This window comes from Streptomyces sp. NBC_00663 (assembly GCF_036226885.1).
Lineage (GTDB): Bacteria > Actinomycetota > Actinomycetes > Streptomycetales > Streptomycetaceae > Streptomyces.
Map to the genome: position 1 here is coordinate 6,271,271 of NZ_CP109027.1, position 17,346 is coordinate 6,288,616.

Genomic DNA, 17,346 nt, shown 5'->3' on the forward strand with positions numbered 1-17,346 from the left:
GCTTTTGGCGTCTCGCGCACCGGGTGTTGTGCACTCGTTATGCCTGGACTGTGCCGTTGTCCCAGTCGCCCCTTCCGTCCCTTGTGTTCTGTCGGCGCGCAGACATGCTCATATGCTTCAGAAATCACCTAAAATTGGGCATTCTTCACATGTGGTGACCTTGGACGTACGGCCTCAGCTGCTCGACGCACTCTCCGCCCTGCGCGACCGTGTCGCCGCCGCACGCTTCCCGCTGCCCCTGCCAGGGGCTCCACGCGCGCGTGCCAACCGCGACGAACTGCTCGCCCAGCTCGACGACTACTTGGTGCCCCGCCTGCGGCAACCCGAAGCACCCCTGCTGGCTGTGGTCGGGGGTTCGACCGGCGCCGGCAAGTCGACCCTCGTCAACTCCCTTGTGGGACGCCGGGTCAGCGAGGCGGGCGTACTGCGACCGACCACCCGCACCCCGGTGCTGGTCTGCCATCCGGAGGACCATCACTGGTTCAGCGGCATGCGGGTGCTGCCCGACCTCACGCGCGTGTGGGTGCCCCAGCAGGACGGCGGCGACGACCTGTTGCTCCCCGGCGAGGATCCCGCGCGCGTGCTGCGCGTCGAGACCGCCGACACCCTCCCGCCCGGCCTGGCCCTCCTCGACGCGCCCGACGTCGACTCCCTCGTCGCCGACAACCGCACCCTGGCCGCCGAACTCATCTGCGCGGCCGACATCTGGATCATGGTGACCACCGCCGCGCGGTACGCCGACGCCGTCCCCTGGCATCTGCTGCGCACCGCCAAGGAGTACGACGCCACCCTCGTCACCGTCCTCGACCGAGTGCCCCACCAGGTCGTCTCCGAGGTGTCGCGACAGTACGCGGCCCTGCTCACCAAGGCGGGCCTCGGCGACGTACCGCGCTTCACCGTGCCCGAACTGCCCGAGTCGGCCTGGGGCGGTGGGCTGCTTCCGACCACCGCGGTGGCGTCCCTCAGGACCTGGCTCATCCACCGGACCCAGGACCCCGCCGCCCGCCGGCAGGCCCTCGCCCGCACCGCGCACGGCGTCCTCGACTCCCTCAAGGCCCGCATGCCCGAACTGGCCGGTGCCGCCGCCGCCCAGTACGCCGCCGCGCTGCGGCTCACCGCCGCCGTCGACGGGGCGTACGACAGCGAGCACACGCGCGTGCGGGGCCGGTTGCAGGCGGGCGCCGTGCTCGCCGGGGACGCGCTGAAGCGGTGGCGCGCCTTCCCGCTGGACTGCACCGCCGGGGAACTCCTCGACGCACTCGTGGAGAGCCTCGCCGCGCTTCTGCTGTGCTCCGTCGCCGCCGCCGACGAGCGCGTCGACGAGGCCTGGCGGCGCGAACCCGCGGCGGGCGCCCCGGAACTCACCGACCGCGATCCGGCACTGGAGAGCCCCGAGCACCGGATCGGGCTCGCCGTACGACGGTGGCGGCGCGAACTCGAGGAGTGCGCCGAGGACGAGGTCCGCAACCTCGACCGCAGCGTCGCGCCCGACCCCGAGGTGATCGCCGCCCTCGTCGCCACCGCCCTGCTCGGCGGCCGACGCGCGCGGTCCGCCGGGGAAGGCCTCGCCGAACGCCTCGGCGCCCATGGCGCACTGCGGCTGCGCGACCGGGGCGGGCGACTGCTCACCGAGCACCTGGACCGGGTCGTGCACGTCGAGCGCGAGCGCCGGCTCGCGCCGCTCGACGCCCTCGACGTCCATCCCGAACCCCAGGCCGAACTCATTGCCGCGCTGTCCGTACTTCAGAAGGAGAGGTGACCGGTGACCGCCGTCACTGACCAGGACCACACCGATCACACCGATCACGCGGAGGAGACCGTTTCCGGGGAGGAGGGCGGGAGCGGAGGCGGGGGAGGTGCGCCGGTGGAGGGCGGTGCTCCGGACGCCGTAGAGGCCGAAGAGGCCCTAGAGGTCGCGGAGCCCGCAGAGGTCGTGGAGGCGGAGGAAGAAGTGGACGTTGTGGAAGCTGCGGAGGCCGACGAAGGTGCGGGGGGCCAGGATTCCTCCGTCGCTGACCCGGCCGGTCGTGCGGAATCCGCCGGGGCCTGGGACGACGGGCTGATCGCGCGGCGGGTGAACGAGAACGCCGGTGGTGAGCCGGTCGCCGTCGTGGAGGCGCGGGGGGCCGGGGCTCCGGTCGCCGCTCCCTTGGCGTACGACGGGTCGCTGCGGTCGCGTCTCGACGCGCTGCGTGAGCTCGTGGGGCTCTCCCGGACCCGGCTCGACAGCCGGACGCTCGCGGAGGCGGGGCGGGTGCTCGACGAGGCGGCCGCGCGGCGCAGGCTGTCCGGGCAGCACACCGTCGTCGCCATCGCGGGCGCGACCGGCAGCGGCAAGTCGCAGCTGTTCAACGCGCTCGCCGGAGTGACGATCTCGGAGACGGGCGTACGACGGCCCACCACCGCCGCGCCCATCGCGTGCAGTTGGAGCGACGGGTCGGCCTCGCTCATCGAGCGGCTCGGCATCCCGCCGCGGCTGCGGCGGCGGCCCCTCCAGAGCGCCGAGGCGGAGGCGCAGTTGCGCGGGCTGGTGCTCGTCGACCTGCCCGACCACGACTCCGCGGCCGTACAGCACCGCGAGCAGGTCGACCGCGTGCTCGCGCTCGTCGACGCCGTCATCTGGGTCGTCGACCCCGAGAAGTACGCGGACGCGATGCTGCACGAGCGCTATCTGCGGCCGATGGCCGGACACGCGGAGGTCATGTTCGTCGTCCTCAACCAGATCGACCGGCTGCCCGGCGAGGCCACCGAGCAGGTCCTCGACGATCTGCGGCGGCTGCTCGACGAGGACGGGATCGCGCTGGGGGAGTACGGCGAGCCGGGGGCGACCGTGCTCGCGCTGTCCGCGCTCACCGGCGACGGCATGGGGGAACTGCGGGAGGCGCTCGGACAGTTCGTGGCCGAGCGCGGGGCGCCGGCCCGGCGGATCTCGGCCGATGTCGACGCCGCCGCGTGGGGGCTGCGGCCGGTGTACGCGACCGGGCGGCGGACCGGGCTGAGCGAGGAGGCGCGGGACGAGTTCGCGGTACGGCTGGCCGACGCGGTCGGCGCCACGGCGGCCGGCGAGGCGGCCGAGCGGGCGTGGCTGCGCAACGCCAACCGTGCGTGCGGGACGCCGTGGCTGCGGCTGTGGCGGTGGTACCAGGACCGGCTCGAACCGACCACCGGGCGGTTCCCGTTGCGGGCCCAGGCCGAGGAGGAGGCCACCGCCCGGCAGCGCGTCGAGCAGGCGGTGCGGACGGTCGCCGACCGGGCCTCGGCGGGGCTGCCGGCGCCGTGGGCGCAGGCGGTACGGGAAGCGGCCGTACGGGGTTCGCAGGGGCTGCCCGAGGCGCTGGACGAGCTGGCGGCACGGGCCGGACTGCCGCCGGGGCGGCCACCGCGGCCGGGGTGGTGGCCGGCGGCCGTGTTCGCGCAGGCGTCCATGACGCTGCTTCAGGTCGTCGGCGGGCTGTGGCTGGTCGGGCAGATCGTCGGCTTCATGGCGCCCAACCTCGGGGTGCCGGTGCTGTTGATGGTGGCCGGGATCATCGGCGGCCCGTTGGTGGAGTGGAGCTGCCGGATGGCGGCGCGGGGGCCTGCGCGGCGGTACGGCATGGAGGCGGAGCGGCGGCTCAGGGAGGCGGCGGCCGGGTGCGGGCGGGCTCGGGTGCTCGATCCGGTGGCGTCGGAGTTGCTGCGGTACCGGGAGGTTCGGGAGCAGTACGGGAGGGTGTTGGGGGTGGAGGCGGGGGTGCGGTGAGGCTGTTCCCTGGGGGTGGGTGATGGCCTCTGGGGGTGTGGTGAGCCTGTTCGCCGGGGGTGGGTGGTGGCCCCGGGGGTGCGGTGAGCCTGTTCCCTGGGGGTGGGTGATGGCCTCCGGGGGTGCGGTGAGCCTGTTCGCCGGGGGTGGGTGGTGGCCCCGGGGGTGCGGTGAGCCTGTTCCCTGGGGGTGGGTGATGGCCTCCGGGGGTGCGGTGAGCCTGTTCGCCGGGGTGGGTGGTGGCCCCGGGGGTGCGGTGAGCCTGTTCCCTGGGGGTGGGTGATGGCCTCCGGGGGTGCGGTGAGCCTGTTCGCCGGGGGTGGGTGGTGGCCCCGGGGGTGCGGTGAGCCTGTTCCCTGGGGGTGGGTGATGGCCCCCGGGGGTGCGGTGACCCCGTTCGCCGGGGGTGGGTGGTGGCCCCGGGGGTGCGGTGAGCCTGTTCCCTGGGGGTGGGTGATGGCCCCGGGGGTGCGGTGACCCCGTTCGCCGGGGGTGGGTGGTGGCCCCGGGGGTGCGGTGAGCCTGTTCCCTGGGGGTGGGTGATGGCCCCCGGGGGTGCGGTGACCCCGTTCCCCGGGGGTGGGTGATGGCCCCGACCCCCGGGGGGTGTCGCTCGTTGGGGTGGTGGGGTTTTCCACAGGTGGGGTGGGGGTCCACAGGGCTCGGCGGGATCTGCTCGGCGGAGGCAGTCTGGCTCCGCGGCGATCGCGGCGTACGCGGTCGGTGCGGCAAGGACGGACGCAGTCGTACGGGACGGGCCCGTGCGCGTGTCCGCTGTCCGTCCGGCATGGATGGCCGGACGAGGGAGGGGTTCGCGATGAACGAGACGATCGTGTGCGTGGTGGGGAACGTGGCGACGCAGCCGGTGTACCGGGAGCTGGCGGCCGGGCCGTCGGCGCGGTTCCGGCTGGCGGTGACCCAGCGCTACTGGGACCGGGAGAAGAGCACGTGGACGGACGGGCACACCAACTTCTTCACGGTGTGGGCCAATCGACAGCTGGCCACGAACGCGGCGGCGTCGCTGAACGTGGGCGACCCGGTGGTGGTCCAGGGCAGGCTGAAGGTGCGGTCGGACGTGCGCGAGGGGCAGAACTGGACCTCGGCCGACATCGACGCGGTGGCGATCGGGCACGACCTGGCGCGCGGGACGGCGATGTTCCGACGGGCGCAGAAACCGGACTCGGGGGCGGTGGGGGCGACGGATGCGCCAGGCGGGGCCGGACAGGCCGAGCCGGACTGGGAGACGCCCGTCGGTGACGGTGCCGTCCAACAGGAGGCTCAGCCCGTCGCGGTGACGTGACGTCAGCCGAGCTGAGCGCACCGTACCGAACTGCGGCTTATCGGCGAATGCGCCCCGATCGACCCTGGTGGATTTGTCGATAAGCCCTGCTCGCGAGTGATCTTGGCGATAACGATTCCGAGTCGGATCGGCCGTGCGACGGCATCACCGGGAACCGTGGTGCGGCGCTTCCTTAGGATGCCGAACGTGGCTCTCGGGGCTTCTGATTCTGCTGGTGGGACCGTTCCCCCCACGTCAACGGGTCCTGCCTGAAGGGGAATTCTGTGTTTTCTTCGCTCACTGCGCCCAGGACGCGACGGCCGGCTCGCGGCCGAGGGGTGGCCCGGCTCGTCGCCGGGACGCTGATGTCCGGGCTGGTCGCGGCCGGGGTGCTGGCCGGTGCCGGCACGGCCGCGGCCGGTGACGGGACGGCAGAGATCCAGGGCGGGGCGACCGCCACCATAGGTGGCCTGAAGACGTACGGCACGGCCGTCATACACGACGACTCCGGGGACCTGGAGGTCTCGGCCGGTCTGTTCGAGATGGCCGTCGAGGGCGGCGGCATGCTCCAGACCTACTGCGTCGACCTCTACAACCCGACCCAGCGGGACGCCAAGTACCACGAGACGCCCTGGGGCGGCACCTCGCTGGGCGCCAACAAGGACGCCGGCAAGATCCGCTGGATCTTGCAGAACTCCTACCCGCAGGTGAACGACCTCGCGGCGCTCGCCGAGAAGGCGGGCGTCGCCGGCGGCCTCACCGAGCAGGACGCGGCGGCGGGCACGCAGGTCGCCATCTGGCGCTACTCGGACGGTGCCGACGTCGACGCCGCCGACCCGCAGGCCGAGAAGCTCGCCGACTACCTCCACGACAGTGCCCGGTCCCTGGCGGAGCCCCAGGCCTCGCTGACGCTCTCGCCGGCCGCGGTCTCCGGCCGCTCCGGCGGGCTGCTGGGGCCGGTGACGGTGCGCACCGACGCGGGCAGCGTGACGGTGACGCCACCGGCGGACGCCGCCACCAGCGGGGTGCGGATCGTCGGCAAGAACGGGATGGACCTCACCTCGGCGAAGAACGGCAGCCAGATCTTCTTCGAGGTCCCCGAGGACGCGGCGGCGGGCACGGCGGAGCTGACCGTGCAGGCCTCCACGACCGTGCCGGTGGGCCGTGCCTTCACCTCCGAGAGCAGGAGCCAGACGCAGATCCTGGCCGGTTCCAGTGAGTCGACGGTGTCGGCGACGGCGAGTGCGACCTGGGCCGACAAGGGGGCGATACCGGCCCTCTCCGCGGCGAAGAACTGCGCCGAGGGCGGCATCGACGTCACCGCGGCCAACGAGGGCGACCAGCCGTTCGCCTTCGAGCTGCTCGGGGTCGAGCACAGCATCCCGGCGGGGGCGTCGCAGACGGTGACCGTTCCGCTCCAGGAGGACCAGGCGTACGACTTCACGATCACCGGCCCCGGCGGCCTCGAGAAGCGCTTCACCGGCGTCCTCGACTGCCAGACCCAGGGCAACGAGACCAGCGGCGACACCACCCAGACCCTCAGCGAACCGAGCCCGGCGACCGTCGGCGGCACCGCCACCGGCACCAACCTCGCCGAGACCGGCGCGTCCAGCGTCACCCCGGTGATCACAGGCGTCGCGGTGGCCCTGGTGGTGATCGGCGGGGCGGCACTGGTGCTGGTACAGCGCCGCAAGCAGCAGGGCTGAGCGAGGCCGGGGCCGCGTTGCGGTGACAGCCGGGGAAACCCCAGGTCACAGCCCCCCAGTCAAACGGGTTACCACCCGAGGCTGGACCTCAGGCAAGATGGGGTGTATCTGCCCACTGCCAGATTTCAAGTTGCCGGACGGTTTCTCTTGGCTGAGTACATCTACACCATGCGCAAGACGCGCAAGGCAATCGGCGACAAGGTCATCCTTGACGACGTATCGCTGAACTTCCTGCCCGGCGCGAAGATCGGTGTGGTCGGCCCGAACGGTGCCGGTAAGTCGACCATTCTGAAGATCATGGCGGGGCTGGAGCAGCCCTCGAACGGTGACGCGTTCCTGTCGCCCGGGTACACCGTCGGCATCCTCTTGCAGGAGCCGCCGCTCACCGAGGACAAGACCGTCCTGGAGAACGTCCAGGAGGGCGTCGGCGAGGTCAAGGGCAAGCTCGACCGGTTCAACGAGATCGCCGAGCTCATGGCGACCGACTACAGCGATGCCCTGCTCGAAGAGATGGGCAAGCTCCAGGAGGAGCTCGACCACGCCAACGCGTGGGACCTCGACGCTCAGCTGGAGCAGGCCATGGACGCGCTCGGGTGCCCGCCCGGCGACTGGCCGGTCACCAACCTCTCCGGTGGTGAGCGGCGGCGCGTGGCGCTCTGCAAGCTGCTGCTGGAGGCCCCCGACCTGCTGCTGCTCGACGAGCCCACCAACCACCTCGACGCCGAGTCGGTGAACTGGCTGGAGCAGCACCTCGCCAAGTACGACGGCACCATCGTCGCCGTGACCCACGACCGGTACTTCCTGGACAACGTGGCCGGCTGGATCTGCGAGGTCGACCGCGGCCGGCTGCACGGCTACGAGGGCAACTACTCCAAGTACCTGGAGACCAAGCAGACCCGTCTCAAGGTCGAGGGGCAGAAGGACGCCAAGCGCGCCAAGCGGCTCAAGGAAGAGCTGGAGTGGGTGCGGTCGAACGCCAAGGGGCGGCAGGCCAAGTCCAAGGCGCGACTGGCTCGCTACGAGGAGATGGCGGCCGAGGCCGACAAGATGCGGAAGCTGGACTTCGAGGAGATCCAGATCCCGCCGGGCCCCCGCCTGGGCAGCATCGTCGTCGAGGTCAACAACCTCAGCAAGGGCTTCGGCGACAAGCTCCTCATCGATGATCTGAGCTTCACGCTGCCGCGTAACGGGATCGTCGGTGTCATCGGCCCCAACGGCGCCGGCAAGACCACGCTCTTCAAGATGATCCAGGGTCTGGAGACCCCGGACTCCGGTTCCATCAAGGTCGGCGAGACCGTCAAGATCTCGTACGTCGACCAGAGCCGCGAGAACATCGACCCGAAGAAGAGCCTCTGGGCCGTCGTCAGCGATGAGCTGGACTACATCAACGTCGGTCAGGTCGAGATGCCGTCGCGGGCGTATGTGTCCGCCTTCGGCTTCAAGGGCCCGGACCAGCAGAAGCCGGCCGGTGTGCTCTCCGGTGGTGAGCGCAACCGCCTCAACCTCGCGCTCACCCTCAAGCAGGGCGGCAACCTGCTGCTCCTCGACGAGCCGACCAACGACCTCGACGTCGAGACCCTCGGCTCGCTGGAGAACGCACTCCTCGAGTTCCCCGGTGCGGCCGTGGTCGTCTCCCACGACCGGTGGTTCCTGGACCGGGTGGCCACGCACATCCTCGCCTACGAGGGTGAGTCCAAGTGGTTCTGGTTCGAGGGCAACTTCGAGTCGTACGAGAAGAACAAGATCGAGCGGCTCGGCCCGGACGCCGCGCGTCCGCACCGCGCCACCTACAAGAAGCTGACCCGGGGCTGATCGATCTTGCGGCACATCTACCACTGCCCACTGCGCTGGGCGGACATGGACGCGTACGGCCACGTCAACAACGTGGTCTTCCTCCGCTACCTGGAGGAAGCCCGTATCGACTTCCTGTTCCGCCCGGAGAAGGACTTCAAGCAGGGGTCCGTGGTGGCGCGCCATGAGATCGACTACAAGCGGCAGCTCGTCCACCGGCACACGCCCGTGGACATCGAGCTGTGGGTCACGGAGATAAGGGCCGCGTCCTTCACCATCACGTACGAGGTGAAGGACGGCGACCTCGTGTATGTGCGGGCCTCGACGGTCATCGTGCCGTTCGACTTCGAGGCCCAGCGGCCACGCCGGATCACCTCCGAGGAACGTGAGTTCCTGGAGGTGTACCGGGACGACGACGAGGAGGAGGCCGTCGCCGCATGACGGTGCTCCATCTTGCCGACGAGGGGGAGGCGGCGGATCTCGCGGCCTTCCTCTCCCGTCTGCTCCACTACGACCGCGGGGCCGCCGTGCGGCTCCAGGCCGCCGGGACCGCGCTCGCCGTGTTCGGCCGGCCGCCGTCCTTCGAGGTGCTGGCGATCCGCGCGGTGCGGCTCGCCAAGCCCTATGAGCACGGGCTCGACGTCACGCTGGACGTGACGGTGTCGGCCGGGGAACTGCTGGAGTCCGTCGACGAGGACGCCGCCACGGCCGGGGTACCGGCGGCGGTGACCGGGCCGCCGTGGGCGGGGGTGCTGCCGCCGCGTGGGGGATGGCAGGCGGTTGCGGGGCTGCCCGCGCCGGATGCCCTGCGGGCCATGGTGGGCGCAGGGGTCGCCGAATTCCGGTCCCGTACCGGGGAGTTGGCGGCCGAGAGCCGTACGCGCGCGGAACTCGACCGGATCGGGCGGGAGATCTGGTCCCGGACGGTCGGGGACACGCGGCTGCCGGTGCGGGCCGTGCATGCCGCGCAGTCGCTCGGATTCCTGCGTGCCGGTGGGGAGTTGGCGCTGTTCTCGTCCGGCGCGTGGCTGCGGCTGCGTACGCCGTACGGGTCGATCGCCGTACGGCGGGCGGGACTTGGGGCGTTGGACGTCAGCGTGCGCTGAGCGGACCCTCTGCGTCGAGCGCCCCCTGCGTCGAGCGCTCCCTGCGTCGAGCGACCCTCTGCGTCGAGCGCTCCCTGCGTTGAGCGACCCTCTGCGTCGAGCGCTCCCTGCGTTGAGCGACCCTCTGCGTCGAGCGCTCCCTGCGTTGAGCGACCCTCTGCGTTGAGCGACCCTCTGCGTTGAGCGACCCTCTGCGTCGAGCGCTCCCTGCGTTGAGCGACCCTCTGCGTCGAGCGCTCCCTGCGTTGAGCGACCCCCTGCGTCGAGCGCTCCCTGCGTCGAGCGACCCCCTGCGTCGAGCGCTCCCTGCGTCGAGCGACCCCCTGCGCCGAGCGCTCCCTGCGTCGAGCGACCCCCTGCGCCGAGCGCCCCTGCGTCGAGCGACCCCCTGCGTCGAGCGCTCCCTGCGCCGAGCGACCCCCTGAGCCGAGCGCCCCCCGTGCATGGTCAGTTGGGGTCGCTGTCGTCCGGCCATACGCCGATGTGGTCGGGCTCCAGTTCCAGGGCCACGCGGTCGCGCATGCCGAGAGCCTCGGTGTACTCGGCGGGGAGCTGGAGGCGGCCGGCGCGGTCGAGCATGGCGTATTCGCGGGCCACGACCGTCTCGTGGCCGGTCGTGGCGTCGACCTCGCTGCGGCGCAGGACCTCGGTGGAGGTGCGGCCGTCCCGGATGGCGACCGTGCGGCGGACCTCGCCGGCCACCGCCTGGTCGTGGGTGACGATCACGATGGTGGTGCCGAGCTGTTCGTTCGCGGTGCGGAAGGCGGCGAAGATCTGTTCCGCGGTCTGGGAGTCGAGTTCGCCGGTGGGCTCGTCGGCGAGGAGGACCGCGGGGGCGTTGGCGAGGGCCACGGCGATCGCCACGCGCTGTTGCTGACCGCCCGACATCTGGTGGGGGTGGCGGTCCCGGCAGTCCGCGATGTCCAGCAACTCCAGGAGTTCCAGGGCGCGTTCTGATTTCGCCCGGCGTGCGGTGCGGGTGGCGGCGAGCTGCATCGGGAGCGTGATGTTCTGGGCCGCGGTGAGGTAGGGGAGCAGGTTGCGGGAGGTCTGCTGCCAGACGAAGCCGACGGTTTTGCGGCGGTAGGCGAGGCGGTCCTTGGCGGTCATGGTGAGGAGGTCGTGACCGGCGACGCGGGCCGCGCCCGCGGTGGGGGTGTCCAGGCCGGCGAGGATGTTCATGAGGGTGGACTTGCCGCTGCCGGACGCGCCGACCAGGGCCATGAGCTCGCCCTCACGCACGAGGAGGTCGAGGCCCTGGAGGGCCTGGACCTCGATGCCGTCCGTGGTGAAGATACGGACGAGCCGGTCGCAGGTGATGAGGGCGTCGTGGCCGTAGCCGGGGGTGTTGCGGGCGGCGGTGGCCTTGGTGGTCAGGTCGGCGAGGGTGGGATTGGTGGTCACCTTGGGCCTCCTTGGCCGCTGGCCTGGGTGGGGGTTGCTGTCAGAGGGGTGTCGCTCACCCGCGCTTGCGGGGTGTCGCTCACCCGCGCCTGCGGGGTGCCGCCGCGCCCACCCGTGCCGCCCCAGCGGCACGACTGCCCGCGGCTACGACGACTGGGCAGGTGGTGTGGCGTCATCGCGTGTCCCCCGCCCGCAGCTCCGCCACCGACCCCCGTCTCCCCGACCACCACGCCTGCACTCCCGCCACCCCCACCGTCACCAGCACCACCGCGAGGGCCGGGAGCGCCAGGGAGAGGGGGGACGTGCGCAGCTCTGCGGTGTCCCCGGTGGAGGGGGCCGTCGCCAGGGCGATGGTGGTCAGGTCGATGCCGGGGGAGAGGAGGTGGACCGTTGCCCAGCCCGTGAGGATGCCGCCGGCCGCCGCCAGCACCGCCTGCGGCAGGGACTCCAGGATCAGCAGACGGCGGCCCTGGGTCCGGGTGAGGCCCATGGTGCGCAGGCGGGCCAGGAGGGCCGTGCGTTCGGGGGCGGCGCGGAGCAGGGAGAGGAGGAGGGCGAGGACGGCGTAACCGGCGCCCGCCGCCACCGCTGCCGTGTAGATGTCCTCGGCGCCCGACTGGAGCGGGGAGTTCACATAGCGGGCCCGTTCCTCGGACCGCGTCTGGACGTGGCCCGCGTTGCCCACCGCCTTGCGCAGGTCCGCGCCGGACATGCCCGCGCCGGTCAGCAGCAGCGCTGTGGGGCGGGCCGTCGGGCCGCTGAGGCCCGACCTGTCCACCACCAGGAAGTCCGTGCCGTTCACCGCCGGGGTCCGGTCCCGTACGAGGGTGATACGGACGGTGATGGTCGTCGTGCCGTCCTCCAGGAGGACGGGGAAGGGGCGGGTGCCGTACGCCTTCGCGACGGAGGGGGAGGCCAGGGCCGGGAGCACATCGGTGTCACGGGCTCGCGTCAACTCACCCTCGGCGTAAGGGCCCAGGGACGTTCTCTTCGCCAACTCGGCGTAGCCGTCCGGCTCCACGCCCACCAGCGGCACCGACACTCTGCCGTCCGTGGGCTTCGCCTGGTAGGCGATGCTCACCTCCGTGAGGGAGTCGACGCCCGTCTCGCGGCGGAGCCGGTCGGGCAACGCCGACGGCAGTGGTCCGTCGGCGTCGACGCGGGCGTCCGCGCCCACCGCGAGCAGGGCCGCCTCGTCACGGGCCGCGGAGACGCCCGTGAGGACCGAGCCGCCGAAGGCCGCCGTCGTCAGGGCCGTGAGCAGGGCGAGCAGGGGCAGGACCGCCGAGGCCGAGGTACGGCCCGCGCGGGCCAGGGACAGATGGGCGACCGCGCCGCGCAGCCGGCCGACCGGGCGGGCCAGGCCGCGCAGCGGGAACGGGTAGAGCCGGACCAGCACCAGGGCCGCGATCACGCCCGTCAACGCGGGGGCCACATAGGCCAGTTCGTCACCGGACGAGCCGCGCCGACGCAGGGTCTCCACCGCCGCCAGGGCCAGCACGAGCAGCGTCAGCTCCGCCACCGTGCGGCGCCGAGTGGGTCGTAGCGTCGCCACGTCCTCGCGGCCGGTGTGCACCCGGACGGCCCGGTGTGCCACCGCCGCGCGCAGCGGGAGCGCGGCGCAGGCGGCGGCCGTGACGATGGCGGCGGCGACGACGGCGTACTTCGCGCGGCCCTCGGGGAGCGCCAGCACGGCCGCCGTCAGACCGAGGGCGCCGGCCGGGACGGCGACCGTGGCCGTCTCGGCGAGGAGGCGTCCGGCCAGGCCACGCAGGGACGCGCCGCGGGCGCGCAGCAGGGCGAGCTCGGTGCGGCGGCGGTCGGCGGCGAGGCCGCCCGACATCAGGAGGACGACCGCGGCGACCGTACCGGCGCCGACCGCGGCCACCGCGACGAGCGGGGAGACGCCCTCGCGGAGCCGGGAGTAGGCGGTCAGGACCTCGCTCAGGTCGGTGTCCGTGTCCGTGAGGCCGCCGGTGATCGTGCGGGCCTGCTGGAGGGCCGGGCCGGACTCCAGGGAGGCGACGGCGGTCTTGAGGCGGTCCACGTCATAGGCGTGGAGCGACTTCATGGCGGGCGCCAACTGCCAGTAGCGCCAGGGGTTTCCGGGGGTGCCCAGGATCGCGGGCGCCGACTCGGGGGCGAGCAGCAGGGCGCCGAGCCAGTACTTGTCGGCGTCCGAGCTCGGACCCGGCATCCGGATCAGGGCGGGCTCGTGCAGGAGCGGCTGGGCCGACCAGAAGGCGCCGGACGGCTCGCGCGGGGTGACGATGCCGGTGACGCGGACGGCGAGCGGGGCGCGGGATTCGCCGGGTACGTGGATGACCGAACCGACCTTGATGTGCAGGGACTTGGCGGTCGCGGCGCTGACCGCGGCCTCCACCTCGGGTGTCATCGCGTCGGCCGGTGCGGCGGGCCCGCGCGGCAGCCGGCCCTCGACCGAGCGGACGTGGCCGGCGAGGCCCTGCTGGGCGACCAGGGCGACCTGCGCGGGAGTCCCGGTCGGCCGCGGGATCCAGGGGTCGGGCACCTCCATGTTGGTGGAGGTGCGCACGCCGTACGTCGACTGCCGGCGGTCGGCGACGAGCGGCTTCTCGACCGTGGCCAGGATCTTCTCGTACTGGGCGCCCAGGGTGGCGGGGCGCAGGTCCTGCTCGGAGATGATGCCGTACTCGGGCTGGGCGTACAGCTGGATCGAGGTGCGGTCGGCGCCGGCCTGCTCGACGGCCCGGTGCAGGCCCGCGTCCGCGTACCGGTCCAGGGCCCGGGGGAGGGCCGCGGCGAGGCACGCGGTCAGCGCCACCAGCAGGGCGAGGGCGAGGGCCGCGCCGGGGGCGGTGCGCAGCCGGGTGCGGATCCAGGGGGCGACCACCGAGGTCCCGGGGGCGGCAGCCGAGGTCCGAGGAGCGGCCGCAGGGGTCGGGCCGGTGGCGGAGGAGGGGGCCATGTCACTCCCCTCCCTGTTGACGTAGGGACACCAGAGGATTCGCGCGCCGCAGCGCGAGGACGGCGGTGACGGCCAGCGGTGTCACCGCGACCGCCGCCAGCAGCAGGGCCACCTGTCCCACCGGCAGTTCCACCAGCACCTCCGGTACGGGACGGGTCGCGTCGGCGGTCAGGAGGACCAGCGGGATCACCGCACGGGCCAGCACCGTCCCCAGCGCCGCCCCCACGAGCAGCCCCAGGGTCACCAGGACGCCCTGCTCGACGGCGATCGTGCGGGCCAGCCGGCGGCGGGGGGCGCCCAGGGCGCGCAGCACCGCGAACTCGGAGTCCCGCTCCCGCAGCGAGCCCGTCGCGCTGACCGCGAAGCCGAGCGCGGCCAGCGCCGCCGCCACCCCGGCCGCCGCGGTGAACGCCGCTTCCGGGCCCGCCCCGAACGGGTCGTCACGCAGCTCCTCGGCGATCTCGTCCCGGACGACGACCTGCGCGGGGTCCAGGTCCGGGCGGGCCCGCAGCGCCGCGGCGACCGAGGCCGGCCGGTCAGTCTCCAGCCACCACTCCGTCGGCGTGACGCTCTCGCCGTACTTCGCCTCCAACACCCGGTTCACGGACCGCAGATCGACCAGCAGTGCCCCGCCGCTGTCGCTCCCCGTCGTCGGCAGCGCCCGGACCGCGGCGACGATCCGCACCGGCAGCGACCGGCCGCCGAACGTCACGTCCACGCGCTGCCCGGTGCGGGCGCCCGCGGAGTCGAGGAAGCGGTCGGTGGCGACGGCGGTGATCTGCGGTGTCCTGGGCTGGGTGGCCTGGAGGCGGACCGTCAGCGAGGCCAGGGTCCAGGTGTCCTCGCGCGGGACGTAACCGGTGTCGTACGCCACGGCCGACCCGCTCACCCGAGGCGGGGAGGGGGCGTTGCTGCGGTCGGGGAACTCCGAGGTGTTGTCGCTGACGGTGTCGGCCGTCCAGGCGGTGGGCAACGTCAGCCGCCGCTCGGTTCCTTGGGGTGTCACGGCCGCCAACTCATCGAGGGAGAAGCGCTGTTGCTCCGCCCGCCCGCGCGGAACCGGCAGCACCAGCTGTACGTCGGTCAGCGTCAACTTCCCGGGCGGTACCGCCAGTTCCAGCGCGTGCGGGCGGCCGTCGGCTTCGAGGGACCCGGCCGGGAGCCGGTAGGGGGTGCCGTAGCGGTCCTCCAGGGTGACCGTCACATCGGCACTCGTGCCCGGCGCCGCGCCGCGCAGGGTCGCCGTCAGCTTCAACAGGGAGCTGCCCGCCGGGACCGCCGCGCCCGCCGACGCCCCCTTCGGGCCGAGGCCGGCCAGCAGCGGCCGTACCGGCTCCGACGCCAGGTCCCGGCGCAGCAGCATCGTGTCCGCCGCGTGCGCGGTGTCCAGGGCCAGCACGGTCGCCGAACGGTCGCCGGACAGAGGCAGTTCCGCGCGGATGGCCGGAGCGGCCTCGCCGACGTGAGGGACGGCCGCGTACGCGTCGGTGCGGCCGAGGTCGTCCTCGCCGTTGGCCAGCACCCGCACCGCGACACCCGCGCGGAAGTCGGCCTGGTCGTCCTGCGAGCGGTCGAAGGAGGCGCCGTGCCCGATCGCCAGCATGCCCAGCGCCACGGCGAGCACCAGCAGCAGCACCGGACCCGCGCCCCGCATCGGACGCCGCCCGATCTGCCAGCCCGCGAGCGCGACGGCGATGCCCCGCCCGGCGGCGGCCCGGCGTTCGGCGAGCCGGGCCAGCGGCGGCAGCAGCCGCAGCGTGAGGACCGTACCGGCGAGGAGCGCCAGGGCCGGGGCGGCGACCAGCAGCGGGTCGACGCCGAGCGTGCCCGAGCTGTCGTCGGTGACAGCGCCCGTCGTCTGCCGGCCCAGCTGCCAGTACGCCACCCCGGCCACCACCAGCAGCCCCACGTCGGCGCCCGAGCGCACCGCCCCGGGCAGCGCGCGGGCCCGGCCGCTCGCGAAGGACGAGGTCAGCGCGGGCAGTGTCACCGCCAGCGCGCAGCCCAGCGCCACGCCCGCCGCGATCAGCCACACCCCGAACGACCCGGCCGCCGGCACCTCAAGGCGCAGCCCGATCCGGGACAGCGCGCCCTGCCCGGCCAGCAGCCGGGTCAGCGGCCCCGCCAGCAGCGGCGCGCACACCAGCGCGGGCACGGCCAGCAGCAGCGCCTCCACCGCGGCCAGCCCCGCGACCCGCGGCCGGGAGGCGCCACGGGCCCTGAGCAGCCGGGTCTCGCCCCTGCGTTGGGCGCTCAGCAGCCGCGCCACCAGCAGCAACGCACAGCCCGCGAGGAGCGCGAGCTGAAGCGCCACGATCAGCAGGGTGGAGCGGGAGACGAGCAGGGAGCGGTCGACGCGGTCGAGGACGGCGGGCAGATCGGTGTGCGCGGCCGTGGTGCCGCTGAGCGCGGCCTCGCCGCGCAGCGCGGCACCGCCGTCCCGGGCCGCCTCGCCGAGGGGGCCGATCCGGCCGGTCGTCACCGACGAGAAGTCGGCCGTCGCGAGCCACGCCGAGGGCCCGGCGCTGACCTTGCCGCCGGTCAGGGTGTCGGGGGCGGTCAGGAGGGGGCCGTACGTCGTGAAGTCGAGCTTGTTGACGCCGCGGCCGTGCAGATCGTCGAGCAGCTGCCAGTACGGGGCGTCCGCGCGGGCGGGCCGGTAGAGGCCGACCACCTCCACCCGCACCTTCGGGCCGCCGAGGCGGTCGACGAGGGTGAGACGGGCGCCGGGCTTTAGTTCCAGCAGCCGGGCGGCGCTCTGCGGCAGCGCCACCTCGCTCGTGCCGGCGGCCGGGGCCCTGCCGTCCGTGATCCGCGCCTGGGACGGGTCCAGCGCCGCGAAGTGGGTGAGATCCGGGTCCCCGGACCGCTCGGCGGGCGGCTGGAGTGAGCGGGGCAGCGCGTACGGGCCCGACTTCAGCAGCGTCCGCACGGTGACCGGCAGCCCGTCGAAGGTCTTCCGGGCGCCCGCGCGCACGGCGGTGTCGGCGGCCTTGAGGGACTCGGCCGGGACGTCGGCCTTGACGACCAGCGCGGTGTCGGCGGCGTTGCGTGGATCGGCGAGCGAGTGGCGCAGGGCCGCGTCACCGATCGCGCCCGAGTACGCGGTCAGCGCCGCCAGGACCGCCGTCGTCAGCAGGACGGTCAGCAGGGCGGCGGTGAGCAGCGGGCGGTGCGCCCGTGCCCGCTGAAGGACGAACCTCGCGAACCCCCCGTACCCCGTCACCCCGTCACCCGACCCCCGTCGTGCCCCGTTTCCCGTCCGGCCCCGCCCTGTTGTCCAGACCTCCTGGGGATGCTGTCAGAGGGGAGCGGGGGCGGGTAAGCGGTTGTGTGCCGGACTTGACCGGATCGTGATCGGAAATCGGCGT

At 73.4% G+C, this 17,346-nt stretch carries 10 protein-coding genes; 7 read left to right on the top strand and 3 right to left on the bottom strand.

Annotated elements, in window-relative coordinates; translation table 11 throughout:
* Positions 1 to 151 precede the first annotated feature (151 nt).
* From OG866_RS28695 to OG866_RS28725, 7 genes are all read left to right on the top strand, one after another.
* On the top strand, positions 152 to 1,759 hold the full coding sequence (locus OG866_RS28695; RefSeq protein ID WP_329339078.1) for a dynamin family protein: 1,608 nt from the start codon (positions 152 to 154) through the stop codon (positions 1,757 to 1,759).
* A gap of 3 nt (positions 1,760 to 1,762) precedes the next feature.
* Entirely contained in the window at positions 1,763 to 3,742 is a 1,980-nt protein-coding gene (locus OG866_RS28700; RefSeq protein ID WP_329339079.1) for a YfjP family GTPase, read from the top strand.
* Between the two features lie 817 nt (positions 3,743 to 4,559).
* Positions 4,560 to 5,042, top strand: a complete 483-nt coding sequence (locus OG866_RS28705; protein WP_329339081.1) for a single-stranded DNA-binding protein — start codon at positions 4,560 to 4,562, stop codon at positions 5,040 to 5,042.
* A 263-nt stretch (positions 5,043 to 5,305) separates the two neighbouring features.
* On the top strand, positions 5,306 to 6,727 hold the full coding sequence (locus OG866_RS28710; RefSeq protein ID WP_443063576.1) for a Cys-Gln thioester bond-forming surface protein: 1,422 nt from the start codon (positions 5,306 to 5,308) through the stop codon (positions 6,725 to 6,727).
* A gap of 147 nt (positions 6,728 to 6,874) precedes the next feature.
* Entirely contained in the window at positions 6,875 to 8,539 is a 1,665-nt protein-coding gene (ettA, locus tag OG866_RS28715; protein ID WP_329339082.1) for an energy-dependent translational throttle protein EttA, read from the top strand.
* A 6-nt stretch (positions 8,540 to 8,545) separates the two neighbouring features.
* A complete protein-coding gene (locus OG866_RS28720; RefSeq protein WP_329339084.1) occupies positions 8,546 to 8,959 on the top strand; it encodes an acyl-CoA thioesterase in 414 nt (137 codons plus the stop codon).
* Positions 8,956 to 9,624, top strand: coding sequence for a hypothetical protein (locus tag OG866_RS28725; RefSeq protein ID WP_329339086.1), 669 nt, complete (start codon positions 8,956 to 8,958; stop codon positions 9,622 to 9,624). Before OG866_RS28720 ends, OG866_RS28725 begins: the two co-directional genes overlap by 4 nt.
* A gap of 447 nt (positions 9,625 to 10,071) precedes the next feature.
* Here the strand turns inward: OG866_RS28725 and OG866_RS28730 are convergent, their stop codons facing one another.
* From OG866_RS28730 to OG866_RS28740, 3 genes are all read right to left on the bottom strand, one after another.
* Positions 10,072 to 11,028, bottom strand: coding sequence for an ABC transporter ATP-binding protein (locus OG866_RS28730; protein WP_329339088.1), 957 nt, complete (start codon positions 11,026 to 11,028; stop codon positions 10,072 to 10,074).
* A 172-nt stretch (positions 11,029 to 11,200) separates the two neighbouring features.
* Positions 11,201 to 13,975, bottom strand: coding sequence for an ABC transporter permease (locus OG866_RS28735; RefSeq protein ID WP_329339090.1), 2,775 nt, complete (start codon positions 13,973 to 13,975; stop codon positions 11,201 to 11,203).
* Position 13,976: 1 nt separating this feature from the next.
* Positions 13,977 to 17,201: an ABC transporter permease gene (locus OG866_RS28740; protein ID WP_329339092.1), complete on the bottom strand. Its 3,225-nt coding sequence runs from the start codon at positions 17,199 to 17,201 to the stop codon at positions 13,977 to 13,979.
* Between the last annotated feature and the right edge of the window lie 145 nt (positions 17,202 to 17,346).